The following is a 12,651-nucleotide window of genomic DNA, read 5'->3' as shown; positions in this document are numbered from 1 at the left end:
CCCTCGGCGGCCACTCGTTAGCTTACCGGTATGTCGCTCAACAGCCTCGCGGCGATTCCGCCGTACGTGTTCTACGAACTCGATGCGCGTCGCAATCGGCAGCGCGCCGCCGGTAAGTCCCTGATCGATGTCGGGATCGGCAGCCCCGATGGGCCGATCCCCGACGTCGTGATCGACGCGATGCAGCGCACGGCGGCGGATCGCGCATTGAGCGGCTATCCATACTTCCGTGCGCATCCCGCGTATACCGCCGCCGTGGCGGCCTACTTGGATACGCGTTTCGGCGTGACGGTCGATCCGGTGGCGGAGGTGCTGGCACTGGCTGGTTCGAAGGAAGGCATCGCGGAGCTGATTCTTTCGCACACGAATCCCGGCGACGTGGTACTGGTACCCGAGGTGTATTACCCCGTGTACGCACGCGCGACGCTGTTGGCGGGTGCTGTTCCGGTGTTCGTGCCGTTGCTGGCCGACGGCCGTCTCGATCTGGATGCCGTGGCACCAGCCGACGTCGTACGCGCGCGGGTGCTCATCGTGAACTATCCCGGCAATCCCACGACGTCCACGATCACGCTCGACGACTTCGCGTCGCTCGTGTCGTACGCTGAGCAACACCAGCTGCTGTTGATCAGTGACCTCGCCTACAGTGAACTGTCGTTCGACGGCTATCGCGTGCCGAGTGTGCTGCAGGTGCCGGGCGCGTCGCGCGTGGCCGTCGAGATGCATACGTGCAGCAAGAGCTTCAACATGGCCGGTGTGCGCATCGCATTCGTGGCCGGGAAACGTGAAGCGATCGCTCAGCTTGATGCGTACCGCTCGAACATCGGCTATGGCGTGAGCACCATGGCCCAGATGGCCGGGGCGGCCGCCTTCACGCATCACGAGTCGATCGTGCCGCCGATCGTGGCTGAGTACCGGGCGCGACGTGACGCGTTGGTGAGCGCCATGCAGGCCGGTGGATGGGACGTGCACGCGCCGAAGGCCACGATGTATCTCTGGCTCCCCGTACCTGCCGGCTACGACGACTGGGGCTGGGTGGACGCACTTCTGGACGGGCCGGGCGTGGTCGTCACGCCTGGCATCGCGTTCGGCGAGGCGGGACGTGGGCGCTTTCGTGTGTCATTGGTGCAGCCGGCACGCGTGCTGACGAAAGCGGCCGCTGCAATCACGGTGATCGCAGCGGCCATGGCTTCGTCGTAAAGTGGGTGCTACTTGGCCGGCGCGGGCTTGGGCTCGCTGATGGCCATGTCCCACTGGACCTGCACTTCATTTTCGATCGGGTTGATCGACGAGTCGTACGCCACGCCGTAGTCCTTGCGGTTGATGGCGAATTGGCCGCGGAAGCGACCGGCGCCCTTTTCGTAGAACACCGCGGTGGCCGGCACGACGATGCGCCTGGTGACGCCACGGATCGTGAGATCTCCGATAATGTTGAGCTTGCCGTCGGCAACCTGCGCCACGCTGACCGACTTAAACGTGATCGTCGGAAACTTGACGACGTCGAAGAACTCAGGGCTACGGAGGTGATTGTCACGCATGTCCACGCGGGTGCTCAGGCTGGTCGCGTCGATTGAAATGGCGACGGTGGACGCCGACCAGTTGGTCGCATCCAGCGCGATATCGGCGTCCCATTTTCCGAAGAAGCCGTGGGCGCTCAGAAGGCGCGAATCGGCGACGAAGTTGATCTGGCTGTGGGCCTTGTCGACGACGTGCGGCTTGGTTTCGACGAAGGGCCGCGCAGCCATCATCGCCGGCAAAAGCGCGGCGACGGCGAGGAACCGTGAAGCTTTTATCATACGCTGTCTCTCAGGTTTGCGGTAACCGGGCATCTCTATGGCTGTGTACTATGTTTGGCTAAGCAATAGTATAGTAATAAGATAAATGATCTCACGGAGAAGGCAAGTAGCTCAATCCGCTTTTTAGCTTGTTCGGCGGTGCCGCGCCCAATGATCTTTCACGCGTGACTCGCTTCCGACCGCCTGCTTTCGACGCGGCGCCGCTTTCCACGGCGCCGGACGCCCGGTTTGTGCCTGCCCCAGCCGACGGCGTGCTCCCCGACGGTTTTTTTTCGACGACGAATCTTCCCACGTACGTGAAGGTCGGCGGTGCGTGGCGGCTGCCGCTGGAGCCGCGGATGGACTCGGCTATCGTGCTCGGCACGGACGGCGTACTCCGGATCCGCGAGGGACGTCGGGTAGCGGAGGGCGACCTCGTGGTGGTCGGTGATGCCGAGGAGGGCAGCGAAGGCGTGTTCGTGCACGCGCACGCGTTCGTGGCGCCCGATGACGGCGGCGAGTTCCGCTTCATGACTAGTGAAGTGTCGCGTGAAAAGCCGATTGACTACCGCCAGATGGCGGTGCTGTTACTCGAGCAGCGTGACGCCGGTGGCTATATCGCCTGGGTGGCGGGGCCGGCCCTCGTGCACTCGCGCGCGCGCGCCGACATGACGTGGTTTGTGGATCACGGGTTCGTGCAGGTGTTGCTCGCTGGCAACGCGGTGGCGGTGCATGACATCGAAGCGTCGATGTTCGGCACGACGCTCGGCATGACCGGTACCGGACAGGCGAGCACGGGCGGACACGGCCTGCATATGCGCGCGATCAATGCGGTGCGCGGCGCGGGGTCGATCGCGGCCGCCGTGGAGCAAGGGATCGTGAGAGACGGCATCATGCACGCGCTGGTGACGCGTGGAGTGCCGTTCGTGCTCTGCGGCTCGATTCGCGATGACGGTCCGTTGCCTGACGTCATCACCGATGCGATCGACGCACAGGATGCCATGCGCGCGCACGCGACGAAGGCGACGATGGCCATCATGATCGCCACCGCGCTGCATGCGATCGCCACCGGCAATATGCTGCCGTCGTTCACGATGGACTGCGACGGCGTGCTGCACGAGCTCCCCACGATCTGCGTCGACACGTCGGAGTTTGTCGTGAGTAAACTCAAGGACCGCGGCACGCGCCAGGCGTTCGGCGTGGTCACCAACGCGCAGGATTTCCTGCACATCCTGCGACTCTTCATTGCGCGCGAGATGGATGCGCGCGATCGCAATCCGATCAACCGTGATCACGCGCCGCGTGCCGGTAAGTCGCCCTATCCGTTCCTTCCGATCACTTGATTCACCTGATGACGCTTTCCATCGACACGACGATTCCAGATGACGACGCACTGCAGGCCGAGTCGATCGAGCAGACGACCGCGGCCGGCATCCTCGCCCCGGAAAAGGCTGCGCTCGGAGTGCCCGATCGCGCCGACGCGCCGGTGTCCGAGATCACGGAGCGATTTCTCAAGGTTGTGATCGCGCACGTGCCGCTCGATCGCATCGAGGAATTGCATCTATTTACGCCGCTGCGGCAGGGTGGTGTGGAAACCGGTATCGCCGTGATCGCGGCGCGGGTGCCGCTGGCAGTCGTCGAACAGTCGGCCGCCCCGGAGCTGCCGTTCGACGACGCGATTACTCCGGTCGAGGTAACGGCGGAGGATGTCGAGGCGGGGGACGCGGTAGCCGACGACGAGATCGCGATCGACCCAGCGGACGATGCGCTCGACGTTGCGGTGATCCCGGACCATTCCTCCGATGACGAGCTCGTCGAAGGCGAGCTGTTGACCGATACCGACGACGAGACTGTCATCGTGATTACTCCGGTGTTGCGAATTCGGCATACGGTCTACACGGCGCGCTACCGGCTCGTGCAGAAGGGTCCGGACCGTGGCAAGTGGGAAGCCGACGTGGTGGCGGAAGCCGAAGCGCCGCTGATCACCGTCGATCTGGTGGTGCGTGGGGTGCAGCGCCGCGCCGGTGAAGAATCGGAGATCGTGCGATACTCGGCGCCGCAGTTGGCGCGAGCACTTCGCGTTCCGTATCCTGCGGTCTGATTCTCACCGTGAGCGCGTTCGCATGAGCGATTCGCACGATGCAACCACCAGTGCCGCGGCCATTGCGGCGGACCGGGAAGCCTTTCGCGCGTATCTGCGCGATCATAATCTCCCGGCCACGGCGCAACGATTGGCCATCGCCGACGTGGTGCTGGGTACCGACCGGCATCTGTCGGCCGAAGACGTGGCGCGCGAGCTGCGCGAACAGGGCGCCAGCGCCGGCACCGCGACCGTGTATCGCACCCTCGAAGTGCTCGTGCGGAGCGGACTGGTGGTTGAACGCGACTTCGGGGAAGGCTTCAAGCGATACGAGGCCTCACGTGGCATACCGCATCACGAGCATCTGTTGTGTACCGTGTGCGGGAAGGTTACCGAGTTTCGCGACGAACGGTTGGAACGCATGACGACCCTGTTGGCCGAGGCGCATGACTTCTCGCGGCAGCGTCACCGGCTCGTGATCTATGGTCTGTGCGGCACCTGTCGTCGCGGACTTCCCTCCAGCTCTGCGAGGACGCATCGTGGCTCCTGATTCACTGACTGTCCTAGTTGCCTTCACGGCGGGGTTGCTGAGCTTTCTCAGTCCCTGCGTGCTGCCTCTGGTGCCGAGCTATATCACGTTCATCACCGGGATGGGGCTCGACGATGTGTCGCGCTCCCGCCGTGCCGCGCTCACGCACGCGGTACTATTCGTTCTTGGTTTTTCTTTCATTTTCGTGGCGCTCGGCGCGGGTGCGACGGCGTTCGGCCAATTGATGCTCGCCTACCGAGTGTGGATCGCGCGTGTGGGTGGTGCGCTGATGGTGCTGATGGGGCTCTGGATGATCGGTGTGCTCAACATCGGTGCCCTGCAGCAGGAACGCCGCGTGCATCTCAGCGACAAGCCGATCGGCTTTTTGGGCACGGTGCTAGTCGGCATCGCTTTCGGCGCGGGCTGGACACCTTGTCTCGGTCCCACCCTTGGCGCGATTCTGTTGCTGGCGGCCAACGAGTCGGAGCTGGGCAAAGGGATCACGCTGCTCTCGTTCTACTCGCTCGGTTTGGCGGTGCCGTTCCTGGTGAGCGCGCTTGCGTTGGAGCATTTCCTTGGCTTCTTCCAGAAGTTCAAGAAGAATCTGGGACTCGTCAATCGCATTGCCGGCGTGCTTCTCATCATCGTCGGTGTGCTGATGTTCACCGGCTGGTTTGAGCGACTGGCCGCCATTCTGCAGCCGCTCACACCCGCCTTTCTGGTGGAGCGGCTTTGATGTGTTGTGCCGCGAAGACTACGCCAGGAACGGCGTCACGATCGCGGTGACTTCGGCCTTCGTAAGCGGCTCGTCGAAGGCTTCCGTGCCAGCCGTCGAGCCGCCGTTGGCGCTGTAGCCGGGCAAGGTGGACAGCATGACGCCGCCCTGCGACTCGTTCGCTTCGCCGGCATAGATGCCCTGCGTGAACGCGGGCAGATCGTCACGGCTCGACCCGCTGATCCACGCCTTCTTGCCCCGCAGGCGGCGAATTTCCGCCGCGTGACGAGCTTCGACGGAGTGAATGGACAGCGCGGCGTTGAGGGCTGCCTTATCGCCCATCAAGCGCGGTGCCTGACCCTTGTACGCGCGCACGCCGGTATCTTCGAATGCCATCGCGAGCACCTTGAACGTTTCGTACTGACCGGCCGAAAAGTTGAACCCGGCCACATTGCCCTTCGCCGTGAAGTCGAAGGCGGGTTTTGCGATCGGTGTGGCACCCTTCGCCGTGATGAGCGACTGTAGCGCCGTCACGTGAATGGTTTCATGTCCGCTGATGGTCGTGAAAATCGTGCGGTCGGCCGCATCGATCAGTCCTGATGCGGCCACGCCGCGCTGATAGAACTCGGCCTCGAGATACTCGAGCAACAGCGCAAACTGCAGCACGTCGAGCACGTCGCTCGGCGTCTGGGCATACGCGTCTTTCGCAAGCGCGCCGAGGGCAATGGGGATCGAGCCAAGTGCCAGCAGGGCAGCGGTGCTGCTGCTCATGCTGGCGCCCTGCGCGATTTCGTTTTCGCGGGCGGCGAGCGTGTCGAGGATCTCGGGATCGATCGACTCGAGGATTGGACGCTGTTCGATGATCATATCGTTCCTCAACCGTTGTTGTTCGGGCCCTGCACAAACGTGCTGGGCGCGTTGGCGAAACCGAGCTTGTTCACGATGAAGCCTTGGGCAGCGGTAGCGACCATCGACGGCCGGAATACATCATCAAATGCCTTCGGAGCAAAGGCCGACGTCTTCGGACTCAGGAGGTCGCTGATGGCTGAGGCGTGACGCGCTTCAACACTCACGATCTTACCGGCGAGCGTGAGATTCACTGCCGAGGTGATGTACTGAGCCGCACCGTTGTAAGCAGCGACCCCGAGATCCTCGAAGGTCTTCGCGGCCGTGAGCACGGAGGTTCGATCGTTGAAGTTCACGCTTGGATACGTCGCGACGACGGTGAAGTCATTGGTCGGGCCAAGCGCCGCCTTCAAGAATTCGCGATGCAGCACTTCGTGGTACTTGATGTCCTGCAGCACCGCCTTCTCGGCTGCCGTGAGATTGGAGCTGCCGAAGGCATTGACGGCTTTGGTATAGAAATCCGCTTCCAGCTGCTCGAGCGCGTACGCGAACTGCAGCACCGCGATATCGCCCTTGGCGAAATCGATCGTCAGCGCCGAGCCCGAGTTGGGCAGCGGCTGCGTCGGCGGCTTGACGCCATTGTCGTCGGAGCAGGCGGCGAGCGCTGCGGGTAGGAGCACCAAGGTGCCACCAACGGCAATGAGCTTTAGAATGTCTCGGCGCGTGCGAGGCGTGGCGAGCATCCCGGCGTCGGGAATCGTGACGTTCGGTCGTTGAGACATGCAAACTCCTCGAGAAGAGCAAACCGATATCGCGCCTGTGCGCGAGTTGGCGGATGGGCTACGCCGCCCATGCGACAGTCAGATTGCAAATCAGGAGCCAGAGGCGAACACAGTCGACTTCGCTAGGCCGCTTCGATCGCTTCAAGTAGCTGCTGGCGTTGCAGCAGCTGCGTGTATCGTCCACTGGCACGCACGAGGTCTTCGTGCGTCCCCTGCTCGACGATGCGACCATCCTCGAGTACGAGAATATGATCGGCATCGCGAACCGCACTCACGCGATGCGAGGTAATCAGCGCGGTGCGACCACGCATCGCCGTGCGAAGCTTGAAGAGAATGGCAGCTTCCGTCTGCGTGTCGACCGCGGACAGCGCGTCATCAAGCAGCACGACACGCGGCGCGCGTGCCAGCGCACGCGCCAAGGCCGTCCGCTGCTTCTGTCCACCCGACAGGTTGATTCCGCGTTCGCCGAGACGTGTGTCGAATCCGTTGGATAGGCCGGCAATCGTCTCACGCAACTGCGCGATACCGGCGGCGTGCTCGAGGCGCGCGCGATCGGGTGCTTCGAGTCCATAGCCGATGTTCTCGCCGACCGTCTCGCTGAAGAGGAGGGCTTCCTGCGGCACGTAGCCCAACTCGGCGCGAAGCGCGCCGATGGGCAGTTCACGAATGTCCACGCCGTCGAGCAGTATTTGCCCTTCCTGCGGATCGTAGAAGCGCGGGATGAGATCCATGAGCGCGCTTTTGCCCGAGCCCGTGGCTCCAACGATGGCCAAGGTGCCGCCTGCCCGGATGCGGAACGAGAGATCGTGCAGGATCCAACGCGCATCGGCAGGGGCCTCGCCGTCGGGCGTCTGCTCGTAGTTCGCATCGCGCGCGGCGCCGTCTTCGCTCACGATCACCGGGCGCGGATACCGGAATGACACGTGACGGAATTCTACCGTGCGTCCACCCTGCTGCGCGCCGGGGTCACCGCCGGGGTCACCGCCGGGGTCACCGCCGGGGTCACCGAAGGGGTCACCGAAGGGGTCACCGATGGCGCTCGGGAGGGTCGCGGTGCCCGTATCGTGCACCGACAACGGCACGGCGTCGAGCAGCTCCAGCACGCGGGTCATCGACGCGGCGGCGCGCTGAAAGAGGTTGGTGGTCCAGCCGAGCGCAATCAGCGGCCATGTGAGCTGCGCGAGATAGATGCCGAAGGCGACGTAGCCGCCCACCGTGACCTGTCCCTGAATCAGCAGGCGTCCACCGACACCGATCGTGACTGCGCTGCCCAGACCGGCCAATAGACCGAAGCCGGGATTCATGAGGCCATTCAGCTTGGCGAGTCGCATGTTGGCGGTGAGGTATTTGTCGCCGAGGGTCACGAAGCGCGCCGTTTCCGCCGCCTCCTGCCGATACGCCCGGACGACGCGCACGCCGGACAAGTTCTCTTGGGCGCGGGTGGTGAGCTGGCTGAACTGCGACTGCACCGCTTCGAACCGGTCGTGCACGAGGCGTCCAAGACGCAGCATCAGCACGGGCAGGCCGATCATGGGGAGCAGTGCCACTAGCGTAAGCAACGGGCTGATGCGGGCCATCATGATCATCGCGAACAGTCCACCGAAGATGGTGTTCACGAGGTACATGACGGCCGGCCCTGCCGCCATGCGAACGGCCCCAAGATCGTTGGAGAGCCGGGCCATGAGATCCCCGGTGCGCCAGCGGGCGTACCAACTGGCATCGAGGGTGCTGAGGCGAGCGAACACGTCGCGGCGGAGGTCGGTCTCGATGCGGCGGCTGATCCCATTGAGCAGCAAGCGCATGGTGAAGCGTAGCACGCCACTTGCAATGGCTGTGATCAACATCACACCGCCAAGACGAACGACCGCGTTAACCTCTACGCCGGAGCGAATGTCATCCACTCCTCGTTGCAACAGGGACGGAATGACACTGGCGAGGAACGCGGCGACGACCACGGCCGCCAGCCCGCACGCAACTTGCCAGCGGTACGGGTGGTAGTAGGGGAGCAGGCGTCGCAGGGCGCGTCGCGCTGGCCTCGGCGGCTGTTCGCGTGTATTTCCGTTCATCGCACTCCGAATTTCGCACGGCGACGCGTTCAACTTATCTTCATCTCGCGGGAGTGTCCCGCGTCCCTTTCTCAGGAGTTTCTCTATGCGTGAATATATTCGCTCGTCACGTCCCACGATGATTCTGGCGACGATGTCGCTGGTCGCGCTCGCGGCCTGCGGCGATAAGGGTGCTGACAATGCGTCCTTGAATGCCGACAGCACGCTGGGCCGCGATCTGGCCATGGCGACCGACTCGGTGCAGCCGAAGCTGGAGGACGTTCCAGTTACGCCGCCGCCTGCTCCGGCCGCCGCGGCGCCGGCCCCGGCGCCGCGGCCAGCGGCCCCGAGGCCTCGTCCGACCACGACCGCTCCCAGGCCGTCGACACCGAAGGCTACGCCGGCCGCCGTTACGGGTGTCGTGGCATCGGGTACGTCGTTCCGCTTTGCCGCGAACAACAAGGTGTGCAGCAACACGGTAACCGCCGGTGAGAAGTTCACCGCGTCGCTGGAGCAGTCGGTGACCGCCACGAACGGCGTGGTGATTCCGGAGGGGGCCACGGGCACGTTCGAAGTGATCGAAGCAAGGACCGCGAAGAACTCGAACGATCAGACGTCGCTCACGGTGAAGTTGGTGTCGGTGACGTACGGTGGCCGCACCTATCCGCTGGAAGCGACGGTGCAGTCGGCGACGGCCGAGCGCGTGCGCAGCGCGTCGAAGGGCACGGATGCGAAGAAGGTCGCCGGTGGCGCGATCCTTGGAGCGATCGCCGGTCAGATCATCGGGAAGAACACGAAGGGCACCGTGATCGGTGCCGCCGCCGGTGCTGCCGCCGGTACGGCGGCCGCTGCTGCCACGGCGAACTTCGACACGTGTATCAACGCGGGCGCGGGCATCAGTGCGACACTGGACGCGCCGGTGACGGTGCGGCCGACCGCGACGCCGTAGGCGGCGCTAGGAACGAGGGGCGCTTAGGAACGAGGGGCGCTTAGGAACGAGGGGCGCTAGGAATGAGGGGCGCTAGGAATGAGGGGCGCTAAGAACTGAGAAGCGATTTTAGTTCTCAGGAGACCGCTAAGGAACGAGCGCCTCGTGACCCAAGGTCACGGGGCGCTCGCACATTCCGATGCCGTTTCCACGCCGTCTATTACTGGCGCCCTTTATTCCTAGCGCCCCTTATTCCTAGCGCCCCTTATTCCTGGCGCCCCTCATCCGTTCAATACCCAACCACGCCTCCACTCCGCCGAGGCTCCGGTACTCCTTCCCATCCTCCTTTTACGCGCATGATTGCGTTGATGTTCACCAGGGCGCGAAGCTTTCGCATGGAGTATCCCATGGTCCTGAGCGAGTCGAGCACCGCCGGACGAATGCCGCCCTCTTCATACGTGAGCGAATCAGGAAGCGCCTGATGGTGCACGCGCGGCGCGCGCATGGCATCGGCGAGTGACATGTGATGGTCGATCACGTTCAGGATCACTTGCGTCGTGCCGGTGATGATCGTGGGGCCGCCGGCGGCGCCGACCACCAGCAACACCTGCCCCGACTTGTCGAGCACGATCGTCGGTGACATCGCGCTCAACATGCGCTTGCCGGGCTGAATCGCGTTCGCTTCGCCCTGTACCAGACCGTACATGTTGGCGGTTCCCGGCTGCACGGCGAAGTCGTCCATCTCGTCGTTCAACATGAAGCCAGCGCCGCGCACCCACACGCCCGATCCCCACGAGTTGTTGAGCGTGGTCGTGGTGGACACGGCGTTGCCCTTCGCATCAACCACGGAATAGTGCGTGGTGTGCTCCGGCTCGCGTACGGGTTGCTGCATCAGTGGCTCGAGCGACTTCGTGCTCGTGACGCGCGACTCGTTGATGGTGGCGGCGAGCGACTTCGCGTAGGCTTTGCTCGTGAGCTGCTCCATGGGCACCTTCACGAACGCGGGGTCGCCCAGCTTGCTGTTGCGATCGATGAACGCGCGTTGAAACGCGCTGCCGACCAGATGAAACCAGCGCGTGCTGCCATACGCCGGAACGGTGCTGTACTGCTCGAGAATGTTGAGGGCTTCCGTCATCGTCACGCCGCCCGATGACGAGGGCGGCATGGCCAGCAAACGATAGCCGCGATACGCGCTGGCGATCGCATTGCGCGACACCGGCGTGTACGCCTTGAGATCGGCGCGCGTGATGACACCGCCACCGCGCTTCTGCTCGGCGACCAGTGAGTCGGCGATCCATCCCTCGTAGAACGCCTTCGCACCGTTGTCGGCGATCGCTTGCAGCGTGCGCGCGAGGTCCGGCTGCACTAGCCGTGCGCCCGCGGGAAGCGCCTTACCATTCGGGAAATACGGCGTGACCGGGCTGTTGCGCGACACCATTGTGGCAGCGCGAGCCATTGAACCGGCCAACGCCGTGTCGATCACGAAGCCCTCGCGCGCCAGCGTGATGGCGGGTTGCATCACGCGTGACAACGGCATCGTGCCGTACTGCTCCAACAGCATCTTCAGCCCGGCGACGGCTCCTGGAACGCCACTCGCGAGATGACCCTCGATGCTGCGGTCGGTGACCTTGCCGTTTGCGTCGAGATACATGTTGCGGGTGGCGGCCAGCGGCGCGACTTCGCGATAGTCGATGGCCGCTGAACGACCGTCAGCCATATGTACGATGGAATATCCGCCGCCGCCGATGTTGCCGGCCTCCGGCCAGGTGACGGCCAACGCAAAGCTGAGTGCGACGGCCGCATCGACCGCGTTGCCCCCGGCCTTCATGATGTCCGCGGCCGCGCCGCTCGCATGTGGACTGTTGCTGACCGCCATCGCGTGCGACGCGAACGTTGCCGGCGTACCGGCGGGGAGGCGCCACCCGTCGGGGAACTGCGCGGACTGTCGGGCGGGTTCCGCGCTGGTGTTGGCGTTCGCCATCGCGGCCGGCGTCGTGTTTTGTGCGCACGCGCCAATGCCTGCACCGAACAGGGCGAGTGCCACGGGGAGCGAGACGACTCTCGAAATGGTCATGACGGTCATGCGGGCATGGTGAAGTGACATGGTGTAACGGCGAATGCGTCAGCGATGTGATCCGAATCCGAAGCGCAGGGAGGCGCGCGTGGTGCGCACGCGCCATGTGCGACCGACCCCATCGGGGAGATCGGACTTGGCGTGCCAGCCAATGCCGAACTCCTGCACGAGCGCAAGGTGCAGATTGCTGGACAGCCCGTAGCCGAAGCCGGCGCCGAGTGTACCGGAAATGTCGTACTGGCCCTTCTTGGGTCCGAGGGCGACGCCGGCAACACCGGCGCTGTCGGCACGTACGCGCAGACCACGAAAGCCCGTCATGCCGCCGGCCGCTTCAAACAACGTGTGAAAGCCGCCGCTGCCGCCGCTGCGGAATTGACCCATGAGGGTCCACAACTGCGTCTGCGCGTCACAGCCGATCGCGCACTGCGTCGGTAACTCGGGCGACGTGGGTGGCGTGGCGGCGGTGTAGATCAATGGCGAGAGCGTGAGGTCGACCACACCGTAGCCAGCCGAAAGGCCGATCGTGGTAGCCTCGTCGAGCGCCTTCTCGAGCGTGCCACGCATCTGCCACAGCGGATCGCTACCGAACTTCCAGGTGGAACGCGTCGCGCCATCGCTGATGTCGTTCAGAATCACGGCCGCGGCACCGCCTGAGAACCACCAGCCGGCATCGGGAGCTCGCGCCGCCGGGCGTCCGCGGATCTGCGCCGCGAGCGTGGTCGCGCAGAGACTCGTGGCGATCGCGGCCGCGCAAACGGTACGCGCGAACCGACGCCGACCATCGTGCCGTGCACCATCGTGCCGTGCACCATCGTGCCGTGCACCATCGTGCCGTGCACCATCGTGCCGTGCACCATCGTGCCGTGCACCATCGTGCCGT

Annotated in this window: 11 protein-coding genes and 1 pseudogene; 6 read left to right on the top strand and 6 right to left on the bottom strand. The window is 64.3% G+C overall.

The features are described from left to right. The first annotated feature begins 30 nt into the window (after positions 1-30). Complete coding sequence (locus tag ACLL97_RS06730; protein WP_411279713.1) at positions 31-1,197, top strand: aminotransferase class I/II-fold pyridoxal phosphate-dependent enzyme; 1,167 nt, start codon at positions 31-33, stop codon at positions 1,195-1,197. A gap of 8 nt (positions 1,198-1,205) precedes the next feature. Here ACLL97_RS06730 and ACLL97_RS06725 read toward each other — a convergent pair whose 3' ends face one another. Then, on the bottom strand, positions 1,206-1,826 hold the full coding sequence (locus ACLL97_RS06725; RefSeq protein WP_411279712.1) for a YceI family protein: 621 nt from the start codon (positions 1,824-1,826) through the stop codon (positions 1,206-1,208). A 131-nt stretch (positions 1,827-1,957) separates the two neighbouring features. On the opposite strand from ACLL97_RS06725, the gene ACLL97_RS06720 reads away from it, so the two are divergent. The 4 genes from ACLL97_RS06720 to ACLL97_RS06705 are packed head-to-tail and all read left to right on the top strand — an operon-like array spanning position 1,958 to position 5,117. Next, positions 1,958-3,115 carry a hypothetical protein gene (locus ACLL97_RS06720; protein ID WP_411279711.1) on the top strand — a complete coding sequence of 386 codons (1,158 nt, stop codon included), beginning with the start codon at positions 1,958-1,960 and terminating at the stop codon, positions 3,113-3,115. Positions 3,116-3,123: 8 nt separating this feature from the next. Then, positions 3,124-3,873, top strand: coding sequence for a hypothetical protein (locus tag ACLL97_RS06715; RefSeq protein WP_411279710.1), 750 nt, complete (start codon positions 3,124-3,126; stop codon positions 3,871-3,873). A 22-nt stretch (positions 3,874-3,895) separates the two neighbouring features. Further along, positions 3,896-4,402: a Fur family transcriptional regulator gene (locus ACLL97_RS06710; protein ID WP_411279709.1), complete on the top strand. Its 507-nt coding sequence runs from the start codon at positions 3,896-3,898 to the stop codon at positions 4,400-4,402. Further along, the gene (locus tag ACLL97_RS06705) at positions 4,392-5,117 is read left to right on the top strand and encodes a cytochrome c biogenesis CcdA family protein (protein ID WP_411279708.1); all 726 of its coding nucleotides are present in this window, start codon (positions 4,392-4,394) and stop codon (positions 5,115-5,117) included. The genes ACLL97_RS06710 and ACLL97_RS06705 overlap by 11 nt, the downstream gene beginning before the upstream one ends. A gap of 18 nt (positions 5,118-5,135) precedes the next feature. Here ACLL97_RS06705 and ACLL97_RS06700 read toward each other — a convergent pair whose 3' ends face one another. The 3 genes from ACLL97_RS06700 to ACLL97_RS06690 form a co-directional block, all read right to left on the bottom strand. After that, entirely contained in the window at positions 5,136-5,963 is an 828-nt protein-coding gene (locus tag ACLL97_RS06700) for a ferritin-like domain-containing protein (protein ID WP_411279707.1), read from the bottom strand. Positions 5,964-5,971: 8 nt separating this feature from the next. Beyond that, positions 5,972-6,724: a ferritin-like domain-containing protein gene (locus tag ACLL97_RS06695; protein ID WP_411279706.1), complete on the bottom strand. Its 753-nt coding sequence runs from the start codon at positions 6,722-6,724 to the stop codon at positions 5,972-5,974. A gap of 122 nt (positions 6,725-6,846) precedes the next feature. Further along, positions 6,847-8,790: an ABC transporter ATP-binding protein gene (locus tag ACLL97_RS06690; RefSeq protein WP_411279705.1), complete on the bottom strand. Its 1,944-nt coding sequence runs from the start codon at positions 8,788-8,790 to the stop codon at positions 6,847-6,849. A gap of 85 nt (positions 8,791-8,875) precedes the next feature. Between ACLL97_RS06690 and ACLL97_RS06685 the strand changes: the two genes are divergently transcribed. Continuing rightward, on the top strand, positions 8,876-9,718 hold the full coding sequence (locus ACLL97_RS06685) for a hypothetical protein (protein WP_411279704.1): 843 nt from the start codon (positions 8,876-8,878) through the stop codon (positions 9,716-9,718). Positions 9,719-9,986: 268 nt separating this feature from the next. Here the strand turns inward: ACLL97_RS06685 and ggt are convergent, their stop codons facing one another. Continuing rightward, positions 9,987-11,780: a gamma-glutamyltransferase gene (gene ggt / locus ACLL97_RS06680; RefSeq protein ID WP_411279703.1), complete on the bottom strand. Its 1,794-nt coding sequence runs from the start codon at positions 11,778-11,780 to the stop codon at positions 9,987-9,989. 39 nt (positions 11,781-11,819) lie between these two features. Continuing rightward, a pseudogene (locus tag ACLL97_RS06675) lies at positions 11,820-12,651 on the bottom strand (hypothetical protein); the annotation flags it as partial.

The organism is Gemmatimonas sp. (assembly GCF_046594945.1).
Taxonomy (GTDB): domain Bacteria; phylum Gemmatimonadota; class Gemmatimonadetes; order Gemmatimonadales; family Gemmatimonadaceae; genus Gemmatimonas.
The sequence above is the reverse complement of the archived record's forward strand: the minus strand, read 5'-3'. Positions and strand labels throughout refer to the sequence as shown.

Bases quoted from the DNA above. Each gene is read 5' to 3' on its own strand.
- ACLL97_RS06730 (WP_411279713.1), top strand. From the start codon at position 31: ATGTCGCTCAACAGCCTCGCGGCGATTCCGCCGTACGTGTTCTACGAA.
- ACLL97_RS06725 (WP_411279712.1), bottom strand. From the start codon at position 1,826: ATGCCCGGTTACCGCAAACCTGAGAGACAGCGTATGATAAAAGCTTCA.
- ACLL97_RS06715 (WP_411279710.1), top strand. From the start codon at position 3,124: ATGACGCTTTCCATCGACACGACGATTCCAGATGACGACGCACTGCAG.
- ACLL97_RS06710 (WP_411279709.1), top strand. From the start codon at position 3,896: ATGAGCGATTCGCACGATGCAACCACCAGTGCCGCGGCCATTGCGGCG.
- ACLL97_RS06700 (WP_411279707.1), bottom strand. From the start codon at position 5,963: ATGATCATCGAACAGCGTCCAATCCTCGAGTCGATCGATCCCGAGATC.
- ACLL97_RS06695 (WP_411279706.1), bottom strand. From the start codon at position 6,724: ATGTCTCAACGACCGAACGTCACGATTCCCGACGCCGGGATGCTCGCC.
- ACLL97_RS06690 (WP_411279705.1), bottom strand. From the start codon at position 8,790: ATGAACGGAAATACACGCGAACAGCCGCCGAGGCCAGCGCGACGCGCC.
- ACLL97_RS06685 (WP_411279704.1), top strand. From the start codon at position 8,876: ATGCGTGAATATATTCGCTCGTCACGTCCCACGATGATTCTGGCGACG.
- ggt (WP_411279703.1), bottom strand. From the start codon at position 11,780: ATGACCGTCATGACCATTTCGAGAGTCGTCTCGCTCCCCGTGGCACTC.